Below are 15,137 nucleotides of genomic sequence, written 5' to 3' on the forward strand. Positions count from 1 at the left end.
ACCGCCTCCGGCCGGGGCCATTTCCCCCGGCAGTGCGGCTCAGGCGGCGAGAGTGTCGGCGCGATCGCGGACGGCCCGCAGCTTGCCGAGGTTGCTGTCGAGTTCGGCGATCCGGTCCTCGCGACGATCGCCGTACTTGCCGTAGGCGTCCTCCGCGACGCGCAGCGCCTCGTCGGCCGTTCGCAGCGTGTCGGTGGCGATGTCGGTGAAGTGGTCGCGCAGCGTTCGCTGCATGGCGCGCAACCGGTTTCGCGATTCCTTGCTCACCTGGAAGATCACGTCGTCCATCAGCCTGGCCACGGCGACCTTGGCCTCGGCGCGGCGGCGCAGCTTGCGGTTCTTGCGGTCGTCCCAGATCGCGTTGACGCCGAGCAGCACGCCCGCGCCCGCCGAGTACCAGTTCACCAGCGACATGCCGAGCAGGCTGGTGGCGAGACCGACCATCAGGATACCGCCGTAGGAACCGCGCAGACCGGACAGAACCTGTTCGGTCACACCGGCTTTCGCGCTGTCCAGCGACTCCAGCGGAGCCACCGCCTCCAGCACCTCGCCCGGGTTGGTCAGGCGTAGGTCCGGTAGCGGCGGGGTGCGGTTGTCGGCGGGGAACTTCGCGGCCACCTGCTCGCACAGCTCCACCGACCGGTAGTGCGCCATGACGAAGTTCTCCTCGACGGCCTCGCAGATGCGCGCGTCGAGGTCGGCGCCGAAGTCCTTCCAGCCGCGCGCCGGATCGGTCTGCGTGATCTCGGCCTCGGCGTCGCGCACCAGGCTGCGCAGCCGGTGGCGCAGGTCGTGCTCGATATCGGCCATCAGCTCGGTGGCGCCGTCGGCCAGGGCGACCTGCCAGTTGGCGGTGCGCTGGCGCAGCTGGTCGGCCTCGTCGCGGGCCGCGATCAGCTGCTCGGTGATCTGCGCGCGGCGACGCGGATCGCGCAGCGCCTCGGCCTCGGTGTACAGGGTGACCGCGAGATGGTCGGCCACCAGCCGGATGTCGCGCAGCGCCGCGTCGCGGGCCACCGCGTCGGCGCGCGCCACCACGTAGTCGCGTAGGTGGTCGACCAGCTGCGGCACACCGGACTCGATATCGCGCTGGTAGTTGCCCGCTTGGCGGTGCAGCAGCGCGGACACCGGCGCCACCGCGAAGCCGAGACCGGCCGCGTCGAGCAGATCGCGGTTGCGCTGCTGCACGTGCGACCACTGCGGGTGCACGTCGATCTTGTTGAGTACGCAGATGACCGTCGGACAGAGCTGCTGCACCCGTTGCAGATACTCCAGCTGCGCCGGGCTCAGCTCGGCGGACGCCTCGGCGACGTAGAGCACCGCGTCGGCGGCCGCGATCATCGACCAGCGGGTGTGCTCGTCGCCGGAGCCCGGCGCGTCCATCAGGACGATGCCGTCGGCGAGCAGCGAACTCGGCTCGGTGAACTCGGCGCGGATCACACCGTGCGCGGCCAGCGCGGGTCCGGGATTCAGCGGGTCCACCGGCTGGCGCTCGGTGCGGCCCGTCCCGGTCGACCTGACCAGCGTGGCGGTCGGCTCGGGGCCGTACTCCACGATCACCGGTGCGCTCAGCGCGGTCTCCGTGGCGCTCACCTGTGCCCCGACCAGGCTGTTGACCAGCGTGCTCATGCCGTTCTTCGGATCGCCGACGACGACGAGACGGACCCGAGGGTCGCCGATTCTGGCGCGAACCATGCTCAGCCGACCGCCGAGGTCGTCGCGGCCCGCGGAGCGAGCCATCTCCCGCAGTTCGTCCAGTATCCGGATGAGCGGCGCCATCGCGTCCGGGTGTTTCACCGTCGCGGACTCCAGCCCGGCTGCGGCAGACAAGCCTCCTCCTAACTCCTCGTTCTAGTTCTCGCGCTCGACGAATGCGGCGTGCGTGCTCCCGGACCGCTGATCCGGTTCAGACCAGCGTCACGTCCGGGCCCGCGATCGGGTGGTGCGTCTCGGCCATGGCGGTCCCCGGCAGCAGTCCCGCCCCCAGTCCGCCGTGCTCGATCGGCATCTGCGCGACCACCTGGTGGTAGCTCGCGTGGTCGAGCTCGTCGCTGATCGGGCGCGTCTTCGGCGGATCGACCAGGACCGGCGGCTTGACCGGCGTGACCGGCGTCGGCACGACGACCGACGGCGCGTCGACATCGACAGAAGGAACGGTAGGCGCCTGCGTCGGCGCGTCGTACGTCGGGGGCTGCGAAGGCACCGAGACCGTGGGGACGTCGGGGGTCCCCTGGCCGCCGGTCGGGTAGGTCGTGCCCGGGTTGGTCGTGCCGCCGGTGCCGGTTCCGGCGCCGCCACCGGTGTTGCCGCCCGTTGTCCCCGTGCTGCCGCCGGTGGTTCCGGTGCTGCCGCCAGTCGTTCCGGTGCTGCCGCCGGTGGTTCCGGTGCCGCTACCCGGGGTGGTGACGTCGAGGTCCGGGGTGGACGGCTTCGGGGTCACCGTGACGCCGGGCAGCTTGGTCACGTCGGAGCCGGTGCCCGGCGTGGGCAGGACGGTCACGCCCGGCACCTTGGTGACGCCCGGTTCCAGGGTCGGCACCGTGCCGGTGTCCGGCTTGGTGGGTGTCGGGACGCCGGGCGTCGGCACCGAATTGGTGATCGTGGTCGGCGCGGTGGTCCCGGGGTAGGTGTCGGTCGGCATCGGGATGTCGGTCACCGGCGACGGGCTGGTGGTCGGCCGCACGTGCTGATCGAACAGCGCGGGCACCGCGGCCGCGGGTGCGGTCAGCGGGGACGGACCCGCGGGCGTGCCGAAGACGTTGGCGATGGGCGTCGTCGCGGCCTCCGGCTGGATGGTGGTCTGCAGCGGAGTGGCCGCCACCGGAGCGGCGACAGCGGCGGGCGCGGCGACGGCCACCGGCGCGGCCACCGCGGGCGCCACAGGCGCGGGCGCCGCGGCATGAGCCACGGGTGCGACGGGAGCGGCGGCCACCGCGGGAGCGACCGGCTGCGGTGCCGCGAGCGCGGGCGCCGCGTGCGCGACCGGCGCGGGTGCGGCTGCGGCGGGCGTCGAGAGACCGCTCGCGAAACCGGTGCCACCGGCGGTCGCGCCGGGCTGCTGCTGGTCCGCACCGCGGGCGGCGCCGCTCTCCGGGCGCGAGCCCTCCAGCCAGTCCGAGAAGTCGTCGAGCTGGTCGCCGATGTTGGTGCCCGCCGCCGTCTTCACGGTGAGTCCAGCGGAGGCCTCGATCCCCAAATCGGTCGTCAGGTACACGCCTTCGGGGGTGATGCCGAAATCGATGTCCAAGTGGGACCAGATCTCCACACCCGCATCGACACCCAGGTACACGCCGACGTCCCCCGGCGCGGCCCCAACCCCGTCGAACATGTCGCCAGGCCGGAACGGGTCGCCGGCGGACAGGGTGCTGTCACCGGCGGACGCGCTCTCGCTCGCCTCCATGGCGGCGGGCACCTTCGGCATCGTGAACGGATTGGAACCCGGCGCGAGGAAGCCGTCGCTACCCGGCATATTGAAACCGTGTCCGGCCGGGCCGAGCCCGTGACCGGGTAGGCCGAAACCCTGTTGCTCCCACCATTCGTACGGCGACGCCGAACCGGGCGCGGACTCGGCGGGCGCGCTCGGACTCAGGTTGGGCTGCCCGTACTCCGGAGTCTCGGAGAATCTCGGCGTCGGGGCGAAGCCGGGGCTCGGGGTGCCCTGGCTGTCCCACCACTCGTACGGCGACTCGGTCTCCGTTTCGCCGGGGCGGTTGTTGGTCCAGTAGTCCTCGGACGGCCGTGGCGCGGGCTCGAGGCGGAACTCGGGCACGGACGGCTGCGGCGCGGTCACGGCGTTGGGCGGACCCGCGGTGAACGGCTGCGCGGGCGGCATGGCATCGGGGTCCGGATCCGGAAAGGTGACCACCGGGCTCGGCAGATCGGGTTCCGGATCGGTGGTCTGCGCCCAGCCCGCGTTCCAGCTGTCCAGACGCTGGCCATCCGGTTGGGCCGGAACTCCGCCGCCGTTGGAGGCGATCAGCGCGCCACCGGTCACATACGCTCCGGCCCGCGCGACGCGCGCGACGCCGGTCGCCACACGGTAGGCGGTGTCCCCCTCGGGCTCGGCGATCTCGGTGTCGTCGTCGAAAGGCAGGTCACGCGTCATGCAAGCTCCACATCTCGGGTTTCCAGCAATCCTCACCACACCGGGAAGACCGAGTGAAGATCACTCGAGGATATTTCCGGAAAACCCAGTTGTCACATTCTCCAGGACAGCGGAGCGTATGACGGTGACGAGCACAACAACCTTGCCATCCTGCCAACCCGAACGGAAGCCCCCTTTTCACGGGCATAGCGGACTGGACGACCACTCAGTCCGCGCCCGAAAACGCTGCTACTTCTTCTCTTTCGGCTTGTCCGACTGAGCATCCGAGGAGAGGGCCGCGACGAAGGCTTCCTGGGGGACGTCCACGCGACCGATGGTCTTCATGCGCTTCTTGCCCTCCTTCTGCTTCTCCAGCAGCTTGCGCTTACGGCTGATGTCACCGCCGTAGCACTTGGCGAGCACGTCCTTGCGGATGGCGCGGATGTTCTCGCGGGCAATGATCTTCGAGCCGATCGCGGCCTGGATGGGCACCTCGAACTGCTGTCGTGGGATCAGTTCGCGCAGCTTGGTGGTCATCTTGTTGCCGTAGGCCTGGGCCGCGTCCTTGTGCACGATGGCACTGAACGCGTCCACGGCCTCACCCTGCAGCAGGATGTCCACCTTCACCAGCGCGGCCTCCTGCTCGCCCGCCTCTTCGTAATCGAGGCTGGCGTAGCCGCGGGTGCGCGACTTCAGCGAGTCGAAGAAGTCGAAGATGATCTCCGCCATCGGCAGCATGTAGCGCATCTCGACGCGGGTCTCGGACAGGTAGTCCATGCCGAGCAGCTCACCACGCCGCGACTGGCACAGTTCCATGATGGTGCCGATGAACTCGCTCGGCGCGATCACGGTGCACTTGGTGACCGGCTCGAAGGCCTGGCGCACCTTGCCTTCCGGCCAGTACGAGGGGTTGGTCACGATGTGCTCGCGCCCGTCCTCCATGACCACGCGGTAGATCACGTTGGGCGCGGTGGAGATCAGGTCCAGACCGAACTCCCGCTGCAGGCGTTCGCGGGTGATCTCCATGTGCAGCAGCCCCAGGAAGCCGCAGCGGAAGCCGAAGCCCAGCGCCACCGAGGTCTCCGGGACGTAGGTCAGCGCGGCGTCGTTGAGCTGCAGCTTGTCCAGAGCGTCACGCAGATCCGGGTAGTCCGAACCGTCGACGGGGTACAGACCGGAGTAGACCATCGGCCGCGGTTCGCGGTAACCGGTCAGCGCCTCGGTCGCGCCCTCGCGCGCGGTGGTGACAGTGTCACCGACCTTGGACTGACGCACGTCCTTCACGCCGGTGATCAGATAACCCACCTCGCCGACGCCGAGGCCTTGGGTCGGCTTGGGCTCGGGCGAGACGATGCCGATCTCCAGCAGCTCGTGGGTGGCGCCGGTGGACATCATCTTGATCTTCTGGCGCGGGGTCAGCTTGCCGTCGACCACACGCACATAGGTGACCACGCCGCGATAGGTGTCGTAGACCGAGTCGAAGATCAGGGCGCGCGCGGGCGCATCGGCCTGGCCTACCGGGGGCGGGACCTGCTCGATCACCTTGTCGAGCAGCTCCGGCACGCCCACTCCGGTCTTGCCCGAGACGCGCAGCACGTCCTCCGGCTCACAGCCCACGATGTGGGCGAGCTCGGCGGCGTAGCGATCCGGATCGGCGGCCGGTAGGTCGATCTTGTTCAGCACCGGGATGATGGTCAGATCCCGCTCCATGGCCAGGTACAAGTTGGCCAGGGTCTGCGCTTCGATACCCTGCGCGGCGTCGACCAGCAGGATCGCGCCCTCACAGGCCTCCAAGGCGCGCGACACCTCGTAGGTGAAGTCGACGTGGCCCGGGGTGTCGATGAGGTGCAGCACGTACTCGGTGTCGTCCACCTGCCACGGCAGCCGCACGTTCTGCGCCTTGATGGTGATGCCGCGTTCGCGCTCGATGTCCATCCGGTCCAGGTACTGGGCGCGCATCGCCCGCTCCTCGACCACACCGGTGAGCTGCAGCATCCGGTCGGCCAGCGTCGACTTGCCGTGGTCGATGTGCGCGATGATGCAGAAGTTCCGGATCCGGGACGGATCGGTGAACGTCTTGTCGGCGAAGCTGGCGGGCACTCCACTCCTCAGCTGGGTATCGGCAAACTGCCCTCTATCGTCCCATGGGTGCGGGCGGACGCGGTCCACTGGTCCGTCCCCGGCGACGCGCCGTCCCGGTTCGCACCGCCACGCGCGGTTTTCCCGTGACTGTCCCCCGCTGCCTCTAGTCGTCCGAGCGCCCGCGATCCCTACCGCAAATCCTCAGCTGTGCCAAGTCGATTGCGTGCCGGATGAGAAGTCGTCACCACACCGTTATCCTCCAACGATGGCCCGAAGTTGGAACTCTCTCGGCAAGCAGTTGAGCCTGATCGCGAAGGAGCAGGGTCCCAAGATCGTCCGCCAGCAGGGACCTCGACTGGTGGATCGACTGGTCGGCCCGCTCGCGCAGCGCCGCAACGGAGGCGTGTCCGTGCGTCCCGCCGCGTCGACGCCGGTGCCGACTGCGCAGCGGGCCAGGCAGATCGTCTACTGCCCGCACCTGGACGGACGTGCCGATCCCGGCGAGATCGTCTGGACCTGGGTGCCCTACGAGGAGGACCCGGGCAACGGCAAGGACCGCCCGGTGCTCGTGGTCGGCCGCGATCGCCGCACGCTGCTGGGCCTGATGCTCTCGTCGAATCCCGAACGCGCACACGACCGCAACTGGCTCGGCATAGGCAGCGGGAGCTGGGATCACGACGGCCGGCCGAGCTGGGTGCGCCTGGACCGGGTGCTCGACGTTCCCGAGGCGGGCATTCGCCGTGAGGGCGCCATCCTTGCCCGCAAGACCTTCGATCTGGTCGCCCACCGGCTCGTCGTCGAGTACCACTGGAGCTAGCGCGCGAGCCGGTCGGCTGCCGACCGAAGGGACCGTCAGCCGCCCGACCCGACCGAAGGCCGGCTTCGGTCGGCAGGCATTTCCCGAACGAAGGTGACGTCCAGTCGATATAGCGGGCTCGCGGTCACCTTCGGTCGGAAGATGTCTACGAGGCGTCAGCTGATCATTTCCCGGCTCCGGCCGTACAGCAGGCCGTAGACCAGCGCGCCGAGCACGCCGCCGATCAGCGGGAAGACGATGAACGCCCACACCTGCCCGGCGGCGCCCTCCTGATAGAACGCGACGCCGAGGCTGCGCGCGGGGTTCACCGAGGTGTTGTCGACCGGGATGGAGATCAGGTGGATCACCGCGAGAGTGACGCCGATGGACAGACCGGCCAGCGGGACGTCGGAGATCTGGTCGGTGGAGGCGAGCACCACGAAGACCAGCAGTGCGGTCAACATCACCTCGATGATGATCATCGCGGCCATGCCGTAGCCGTTCTGCACGACGACCTGGCCCAGCGGCCCGGTCTTGGCCGACGGGCTGTGCGCGCCCCAGCCGTTGGCGCCGAGGCCGTCTACCTTGCGGTCGTAGGAGGGCAGATTCTTCGCGATCGCGAACAGCACGAGCCCGGAGATGAACGCGCCGACCAGCTGCGCGATCACGTAGCCGCCCGCGTTGATCGGAGTCAGCCTGCCCATGATGAGCTGGCCCAGGGTGACCGCCGGGTTGACGTGGCAGCCCGAGATCGGCCCGATCGCGTAGACCAGGAACATCAGCGTGAGACCGAAGGCGAGCGCCACCCCGAGCGCGCCGACCCGCTCACCGGCCAGCACCGCGGTGCCGACACCGCCCATCACCAGAACGAACGTGCCGAGCGCCTCGGCCGCCCATTTCTTCACGTCGGGAATCGGCCTGTCCTCGGCCAGTTCTTCGACGACTTCCTGCGCCGTGGGAGACATACAGACACACCTTCCGCCATCTCGAGCCATTGCTACCGGTAGACGAGGTATTGCCGCGAACTCCGACCATTCAAGATCAAGCGGTGCTTGCAGTGGGGACGCTACGCCAGACGGGTGATCTCTACAACGACTTCGCAGCCGCGACCGGATGCTCCCGGTCGCGCAGGTGGGAGGGGATGCCCCGAGGTTGCTCGCCCATTGTCGCCGACTCGTCCCGAGGCCCGCATCGCGCTCGGTACCGGTCGACCGACCCGACGCGGCGATTTCGTGTGCCGCGCGGCGGCTGGTACCCTCGATCTTCGGCGTCGCGATACCCGTTCACACCGGGTGTGTCGCACGCGCAAGACTTCTCAGTACATACCACCAGCGACAGGAACACGAGGAAACAGGCGTGGCCAACATCAAGTCCCAGATGAAGCGGATCCGTACCAACGAGGCGGCGCGCAAGCGCAACCAGTCGGTCAAGTCCGCGCTGCGCACCGCGATCCGCAGCTTCCGGGAAGCCGCTGCCGCCGGCGACAAGGAGCAGGCCGGCGCGCGTCTCCAGTTCGCCAGCCGCAAGCTGGACAAGGCCGCTTCGAAGGGCGTCATCCACGCCAACCAGGCCGCCAACAAGAAGTCGGCGCTCGCGCTGGCCTACAACAAGCTCGGCTGATTCGCCGGTCCCGGCATCCGGGATCGAATTCTTCTGACGCCAGCCGCCGCGGCCTCGATGACCACGGCGGCTTTTGTCGTGTCCGCTTCGAATCCGAGCTTCGTCGACGAGTTCACCGGACCGTAGCCGAGATGTCGGTGTCGGGGGCTACGATTCCGCGCATGGTAACCGTGTACGCGAATCAGACCGTGGTCAGAGGCGAGGACCTGCCGGAGGTCATCCGCGCCGCCGAGGTGCTCGGGCTCGGCCTGAAGATCGAGAACGTCATGGTCCCCGACGACGACGGTGGTTACTCGCTGGAGTGGATCGTGACCCGGGAAGACGAAGTGCCCGTGTACGACGAATGGGAAGGCCGATTCGAGGAGTCGGACGAGGACGACGACGAGCTGCTGCTCAGCTCGGCGGACTGAGCGACTGGCTGCTCAGCTCCTCAGGTCTCGGTTCTACAGACAGCTCAGCTCGGCGGGCTCAGTTCCGCCGCGCTCGGCTCCCTTGCCGCGACTCCGGCCGTCAGGCGGTCCAGCGCCACCTGCGAGTCGGCGTCGGCGGCCCGATAGATGATGATCCGCTGGTCGGGATCCTGCACGGGCATCAGCACCTCGTAGGTGACGACCAGCGGCCCGACCTCGGGATGGCACAGCGGCTTGTTCCCGCGCCCCTGCACCTTCACGTCGTGCCGGTCCCATGCCCGCGCGAACTCCTCGCTGTACGCCGCGAACTCGTCGATCAGCTCGGCCAGTCGCCGATCGTCCGGATGCGCCGCCCATGCCGCGCGCAGGTCCGCGACGCCCTCCCGAATGATGCGCTCGCGCTCGGCGTACAACTCGCGCAGCGCCGGATCGAGCAGGCACAACCACATCGAATTGCGCCGCCGTTCCGGTAGCGCCTCGAAATCTGTGATCAGACAGGCCATTTCGCGATTCCACGCCAGAATGTCGTAGCGGTGGTCGACCAGCATGGCGGGCAGCGGCGACAGGTGCTCGACCAGCATGAGCAGTGCCGGATCGGGGGCGGTGGCCGGTGTGCCGTTGCCAGGCATCCGCTGTCTGGCCAGGTCGAACAGGTAGGCGCGTTCGTCGGCGTCCAATCGCAGCGCCCGCGCCAGTGCCTCGACGACCTCGGCGGAGGGGCGGAGTCCGCGGCCCTGCTCCAGCCGGACGATGTAGTCGGTGCTGACCCCGGCCAGCTCGGCCACCTCCTCGCGGCGCAGACCCGGCGTGCGGCGAACTTGCCGACGGACCGGCAGGCCGACGTCGTCGGGGTGCAAGCGCGCGCGGCGGGCGCGTAGGAAGGCCGCCAGTTCCTGGGTCGCGTTCACGGTGCGGGTCATCGTCTTCGATGGTACGGCCAGGGTGGTACTGGCTTTCCCAGGAAATTCCTTCCCTTACCGCCGCATTCGCCCCGCTCCAGACTGTGTTTCGAACGACGACGAAACATCACGACAGGAGCGACCATGTCCGGAACACGGACCCTCGACACCTACCGCCTGCTCGGCCGCTCGGGCCTGCGGGTGTCCCCGCTCTCGCTGGGCACCATGACCTTCGGCGCCGACTGGGGATGGGGCGCGGACCGCGACGAGGCCCGCAAGATCTTCGACACCTACGTCGACCGCGGCGGCAACTTCATCGACACCGCCAGCCAGTACACCGACGGCACCTCCGAACGGTTGCTCGGCGAGTTCACCGCGGACAACCGTGAGAGCCTGGTGCTCGCCACGAAGTACACCATGCTGCGCAGGCCTGGCGATCCCAACTCCGGCGGCAACCACCGCAAGAGCATGTTCGCCTCGGTGGAGGCCAGCTTGCGGCGGCTGAACACCGATTACATCGACCTGCTCTACCTGCACGCCTGGGATTTCCTGACCCCGGTCGAGGAGATCCTGCGCGGCATGGACGACCTGGTCCGCTCCGGCAAGGTGCTCTACGTCGGCATCTCCGACGCGCCCGCCTGGCAGATCTCCCGCATGCAGACCATCGCCGACCTGCGCGGCTGGTCGCCGCTGATCGCGTTGCAGATCGAGTACAGCCTCATCGAGCGGACCGTGGAACGCGATCTCGTCCCGATGGCGCGGGAGCTGGGTCTCGGCGTCATCCCGTGGTCGCCGCTCGGCAGCGGCGTGCTCACCGGCAAGTACGGGCGCGCCGATCTCGGCATGCGGACCGAGGCGTCCGCCGCGGGCACCCGCAAGAACGTGGCCGCCGCCAGCGGGGCGCTCACCGAGCGCGGTCTCGTCATCGCCGACGTGGTGAAAGAGGTCGCGGCGCAGCTCGGAAGGACGCCGTCCCAGGTCGCCATCGCCTGGACCCTGCACAACCCCGGCGTCACCTCGCCGATCATCGGCGCCCGCACGGCGGCGCAACTGGAGGACAACCTCGGCGCGCTCGACATCGAGTTCGACGCGGATCAGATCGACCGCTTGGAGCGCGCCACGTCCATCGATCTCGGGTTTCCGCACGAGTTCCTGGCCCGGCCGCTGACCAGGAGCGTCACCTTCGGCGATCTGAAGATCGAGGCGCGGGTCTGAGTTTTCCCTTGGCACCGCGATACCTTCCGACCGCCCGCCTCGATGACCAGTACCGCGCCAAGAACGGTCGATGCGGTAACCGACCGAAGACCACCTTCATACCGCCAGAGGTGACCTTCGTTCACCCGACCTACGTGCCCGGGGAACCGATCGAGGGTGACCTTGATCGCGGTGGGCCGACCGACGGTGACCTTCGGTCGGATCGCGTGTCCAACCTTTGTGGACGCGGCACTAGTTCACGCAAGGGATGTCGCTGCCGGTGATGGTGGCGTCCACTGGTTTGCCGACGTCCGGTGTCGAGGTCGGCGCCTGAGTGGTTGGCGTGAGTCGGGTGGTCGGCGTGGCCGTGCCGGTGGTCGAGGCGCCGGTCAGGGCCGGGGGCATGGTGAAGTCCGAGCCGAGGACGACCCTGATGCGGCCCTCGGGCACGGTCACGGACTCGAGGGCGGGGAGACCGAGAGTGTCGGCGAGCCGGGCGGCTTCGGTCTCGTCGCCCGGGCCGTAGTACACCGCCGAGGCCCAGCCGTCCGAGGACGCGGCGTAGCCGACCGTCCCCTTGCGGTAGCCGCGGCTCGCCAGGGCGGTGGAAACCTTTGCGGTGTAACCCTCTTCGCTTCCGGCGTCGAATACGTCGATCGTGCTGGACGGGCTCTGCGACGCGGTCGGCTCGGGCTCGCCGAAGGCGCGGCGCACCTCGCGGCGGATGGCGGCCGGGTCGATGATGTTCACGTCCTGCCCGTTGATCACGTCGTAGCGCAGCACCGGCAGGGTGCGGAACTCGACGGTGGGGCTGGCTGCGGAGCCGACGGTGCGCAGGAAGTCGACGAGGTTCCAGCCGTCGGAGAGCACGATGTTGCGGTGCGCGACGTCCATCAAGGCCGAGAGCTTGCCGACGTCGGTGAACGTACCCGCGTTGCGCAGCTCCTTGGCGACCGAAGTGAGGAAGGCCTGCTGCCGATGGGTGCGGTCCAGATCGCCGTTCTCCAGGCCGTGACGCTGACGAACGAAGGCCAGCGACTGGGCCGGATCCAAGCGCTGGCGACCGGCGGGGAAATCGGCGCCGGAGTACTCGACGTCTTGGACCGGCTTGCGCAGGCACACCTCGACGCCGTTCAGCGCCTTGGCCAGATCGTAGAAACCGGCGAGGGTGATCTCGGCGAACCGGTCGATCGGAACGCCGGTCAGATTGCGCACAGCCTGCACGATGGCGGCGCGGCCCGCCTCCCGGCCCACGCGTTCCAGCTTCGCGCGATCGGTCACGCCCTGGGCCTCGAGCCGCTCCTGCACCACGGCTTTCTTCAGGCCGTACGCCTCCTTGATCTTCATGTGGGTGTAGCCAGGGATGCCCGAGACGGCCACGTAGTTGTCGCGCGGGATGGAGACCGCGGTGATCTTCTTCAGGTCGGCGGGGATGTGCACCAGGATCAGCGTGTTGGCGTTGTAACCGCCCTGATCGCCGTCTCCCGCGTGCAGCTGATCGAGTATTTCTCGCGTAAGGTCGTTGCCGTTCTGGTCTTTTCGGGTGTCGAGGCCGATCAGCAAAATGTTCATCGCGCCGTCCAGCGATCGCGGCGCGTCGTCCAGCGCGTGGGAGCGGCCGAAACCGTCGTCGAAGCCGTTCTCGGTGGTCCAGCCCACCGCGGTGCCCGCGAGGACGAGTGCCGACAGCCCGCCCGCGACCGCCTTCGCCACGGTGCGGACGACGTCGCGGCGCGGGGTCGGCAGCCGGTGCGCGCCGCCGATCGCACGACGTCGTCCGGAAGCGTCGACGCCGGGAACTCGCGCTGTTGGCTCGTCCACCCAATCCAGTTTGACACGGATCGGGTAACTAGGTATTCGCCGATTGCGCGGCTATCCCCGATCAGCCCGCGCCGTGCAGGTCGAGAATGCTCGTGAGAGCGTGTTCCAAGGCGTAGCTGGAGTCCGCCGCGCCGCCCTTCACGTCGGCGTTCAAGGTCGCGACCACCTGCATGGCCGAGCCGATGGTGGCCGGGGTCCAGCCGCGCGCTTGGGCCTGCGCCTTCTTCACCTTCCATGGCGGCATGCCCAACTGCTGGGCGAGCTTGAACGGGTCGCCGCGCCCCGCCGAGCCGACCCGCGCGATGGTGTGCACCGAATCGGCGAGCGCGTCGGCGAGCAGCACGTGCGGAACACCGCGGTCGTTAGCCCACCGCAGCGCCTCCATCGCGCCGGGCCGGTCGCCCGCGACGGCGAGCTCCGCCACGTCGAATCCCGACACCTCCGCCTTGCCCGAGTAGTACTGCCGCACCGCGGCGACATCGATCTTGCCGCCGGTGTCGGCCGCCAATTGCGAACAGGCGGCGGCCAATTCGCGCAGGTCCGAGCCGACCGCCTCCAACACCACCTGCACTACGTCCCCCGCGACCCGCACCCCCGCGGCACGGAACTCACCGCGCACGAACTCCACCCGCTCGGCGGCCTTGGTCAGCTTCGCACAGTTGTGCACCGTCGCCCCGGCCTTCTGCAGCGCGGGCGCCAGCGCCTTGGCCCGTCCGCCACCCGAGTGCAGCACCACCAGCACCACACCGTCGGGCGGATCCGCCGCCGCCTCCGTGATCACCGCGACGGCGTCCTTCCCCGCCTCCGCCGCCGACTCCAGAACGATCACCCGGTCCTCCGCGAACAGCGACGGACTCAACAGCTCCGCCAACTCCGCGGTACTCGCGTCCCCCGCCCGCAGCCGATCGACCGGCACCGCCTCCGGATCCGGCGCCCCCACCCTGACCTGCGCGGTAATCCCCGCCACCGCGCGCTCGATCAACAGCTCTTCCTCCCCGAGGACCAGATGCACCGCCGCAGACCGTTCACTCACGCGCCCGATCCTACGTCCCCCCACCGACACCCCCGCCGACGTGCTCATCTGATACCGTTTTCGACAGGAGCGGGACTTGGTCCTACCGGTTCGCAACCGGGCGTTCCACAGAAGCGTGGAGATTCGGGGTTGACATCCCGATCGGTTTGGCTCGCCAAACCGATAGCTCAAGCAGTAGAGCCCCGCTTTGTTACATCCGAAATGGCGGGCATCTTCACAGGTGTGCCCGCCATCTCTATCGCAGGCTGATTTCCGACTGGAGTTCTGCGTCGGTCAGTTTCAGCACCCCGTAGTGATGTCGGGCCACTCCCCGCGCCTTCCGCAAGGCTTGGTTCCGATCCTTGACCAACGACGGATGCTGATCCGCAACCTCGTCGACTACCAGTTTCGCCCAGCAACTGCGCGGCAGCGCTACCTGCAAGCCGAGATTGGTCTCGCGGTCGAGCCGTTTGGTGAAAGCCAACGCCGCGAGCATTTCGCCGTGACCGAGCAGGAGACGGTCGCCTAGGCGGAGGTGCCGCGGGTTTCGAACGGCGACCGCTTCCCAGCCCAGCTCCTGCGCGGGCGTCCAGGACTTCAGCTGGTCATACAGGGGTTGGCTCAGCAGCCCACCGTTGTGGATGACGCAGTTGCGCATCAGCCGTAGTGTGTCGATGTAGGCGATGAGGTCGGCTGAATACTTGTAGCCCGTGGTCTTTTCGATGATTCCGTGCAGCTCCACGAGGTTGGCCTTCGCCTCTTTCGCCCGGCACAACCCTTCCCCGGCGAGCAGCCGTACACATGTCCGTAAATAGTCTTCGTGCAGGGCGAGAACGTAGGGCACGCCCATCATTCCCAAGTGTGGATCGGCAGCGAGGAGGATCTCGGTGGCCTGCGCGGTTCTCAGGTTGAAACGCTTGATGTGCTCGACGCCCGGGAATACCTGCGGCAGTAGATGATCCGAGCCCTCGGTCAGCTTCAAGAGATGCGCGGCCAGCTGGGCGCCGGCCAGCAGCGCCATCATGGCATTGTTCGCATCGATCTTGCGAGCCTCGTACTCGCGGTACTCGCGAAAGCGAGCAATGTCCGCTCTCCTGGGACCAGCCGACGCCACCGGACCTCCTGATTCCTTGGCAGGGCGCAGATTACAAGTGGGCCAGGGAGTTCTACGCGACCCAATCGAGTCGAGGCAAATCCGATGCCTACCGCTGCGCCACGC

12 protein-coding genes are annotated in these 15,137 nt (G+C 68.4%); 4 read left to right on the top strand and 8 right to left on the bottom strand.

Annotated features, from left to right (window positions below; all coding sequences use genetic code 11):
• Positions 1-39: 39 nt before the first annotated feature.
• The 3 genes from T333_RS17035 to lepA all read right to left on the bottom strand — a co-directional run bounded on the left by T333_RS17035 (position 40) and on the right by lepA (position 6,184).
• On the bottom strand, positions 40-1,830 hold the full coding sequence (locus T333_RS17035; protein ID WP_496425059.1) for a dynamin family protein: 1,791 nt from the start codon (positions 1,828-1,830) through the stop codon (positions 40-42).
• A gap of 76 nt (positions 1,831-1,906) precedes the next feature.
• Entirely contained in the window at positions 1,907-4,105 is a 2,199-nt protein-coding gene (locus T333_RS17040) for a hypothetical protein (protein WP_496425060.1), read from the bottom strand.
• Between the two features lie 228 nt (positions 4,106-4,333).
• A complete protein-coding gene (lepA, locus tag T333_RS17045; RefSeq protein ID WP_355000788.1) occupies positions 4,334-6,184 on the bottom strand; it encodes a translation elongation factor 4 in 1,851 nt (616 codons plus the stop codon).
• 247 nt (positions 6,185-6,431) lie between these two features.
• Between lepA and T333_RS17050 the strand changes: the two genes are divergently transcribed.
• Positions 6,432-6,983, top strand: coding sequence for a type II toxin-antitoxin system PemK/MazF family toxin (locus T333_RS17050; protein ID WP_355000789.1), 552 nt, complete (start codon positions 6,432-6,434; stop codon positions 6,981-6,983).
• Positions 6,984-7,138: 155 nt separating this feature from the next.
• On the opposite strand, the gene T333_RS17055 is transcribed toward T333_RS17050, so the two are convergent.
• On the bottom strand, positions 7,139-7,927 hold the full coding sequence (locus T333_RS17055; RefSeq protein ID WP_355000790.1) for an aquaporin: 789 nt from the start codon (positions 7,925-7,927) through the stop codon (positions 7,139-7,141).
• Between the two features lie 391 nt (positions 7,928-8,318).
• Here T333_RS17055 and rpsT point away from each other — a divergent pair, with 391 nt between their 5' ends.
• Together rpsT and T333_RS17065 are read left to right on the top strand one after the other, a co-directional pair.
• Positions 8,319-8,582 (top strand): 30S ribosomal protein S20, encoded by a 264-nt coding sequence (gene rpsT, locus T333_RS17060; protein ID WP_355000791.1) that lies wholly within the window; start codon positions 8,319-8,321, stop codon positions 8,580-8,582.
• Between the two features lie 161 nt (positions 8,583-8,743).
• Positions 8,744-8,992, top strand: coding sequence for a hypothetical protein (locus T333_RS17065; RefSeq protein WP_245668855.1), 249 nt, complete (start codon positions 8,744-8,746; stop codon positions 8,990-8,992).
• 44 nt (positions 8,993-9,036) lie between these two features.
• On the opposite strand, the gene T333_RS17070 is transcribed toward T333_RS17065, so the two are convergent.
• Positions 9,037-9,912 carry a helix-turn-helix transcriptional regulator gene (locus T333_RS17070; RefSeq protein ID WP_496425061.1) on the bottom strand — a complete coding sequence of 292 codons (876 nt, stop codon included), beginning with the start codon at positions 9,910-9,912 and terminating at the stop codon, positions 9,037-9,039.
• Positions 9,913-10,035: 123 nt separating this feature from the next.
• Here T333_RS17070 and T333_RS17075 point away from each other — a divergent pair, with 123 nt between their 5' ends.
• A complete protein-coding gene (locus T333_RS17075; RefSeq protein WP_355000793.1) occupies positions 10,036-11,106 on the top strand; it encodes an aldo/keto reductase in 1,071 nt (356 codons plus the stop codon).
• 231 nt (positions 11,107-11,337) lie between these two features.
• On the opposite strand, the gene T333_RS17080 is transcribed toward T333_RS17075, so the two are convergent.
• From T333_RS17080 to T333_RS17090, 3 genes are all read right to left on the bottom strand, one after another.
• Complete coding sequence (locus tag T333_RS17080; RefSeq protein ID WP_496425315.1) at positions 11,338-12,849, bottom strand: LCP family protein; 1,512 nt, start codon at positions 12,847-12,849, stop codon at positions 11,338-11,340.
• A 118-nt stretch (positions 12,850-12,967) separates the two neighbouring features.
• Positions 12,968-13,939 carry a DNA polymerase III subunit delta gene (gene holA, locus T333_RS17085; protein WP_355000794.1) on the bottom strand — a complete coding sequence of 324 codons (972 nt, stop codon included), beginning with the start codon at positions 13,937-13,939 and terminating at the stop codon, positions 12,968-12,970.
• Positions 13,940-14,174: 235 nt separating this feature from the next.
• Entirely contained in the window at positions 14,175-15,032 is an 858-nt protein-coding gene (locus T333_RS17090; RefSeq protein WP_355000795.1) for a hypothetical protein, read from the bottom strand.
• Positions 15,033-15,137 lie beyond the last annotated feature (105 nt).

It is taken from the genome of Nocardia sp. CNS-044 (assembly GCF_059570515.1).

Bases quoted from the DNA above. Each gene is read 5' to 3' on its own strand.
- T333_RS17040 (WP_496425060.1), bottom strand. From the start codon at position 4,105: ATGACGCGTGACCTGCCTTTCGACGACGACACCGAGATCGCCGAGCCC.
- T333_RS17050 (WP_355000789.1), top strand. From the start codon at position 6,432: ATGGCCCGAAGTTGGAACTCTCTCGGCAAGCAGTTGAGCCTGATCGCG.
- T333_RS17055 (WP_355000790.1), bottom strand. From the start codon at position 7,927: ATGTCTCCCACGGCGCAGGAAGTCGTCGAAGAACTGGCCGAGGACAGG.
- T333_RS17065 (WP_245668855.1), top strand. From the start codon at position 8,744: ATGGTAACCGTGTACGCGAATCAGACCGTGGTCAGAGGCGAGGACCTG.
- T333_RS17070 (WP_496425061.1), bottom strand. From the start codon at position 9,912: ATGACCCGCACCGTGAACGCGACCCAGGAACTGGCGGCCTTCCTACGC.
- T333_RS17075 (WP_355000793.1), top strand. From the start codon at position 10,036: ATGTCCGGAACACGGACCCTCGACACCTACCGCCTGCTCGGCCGCTCG.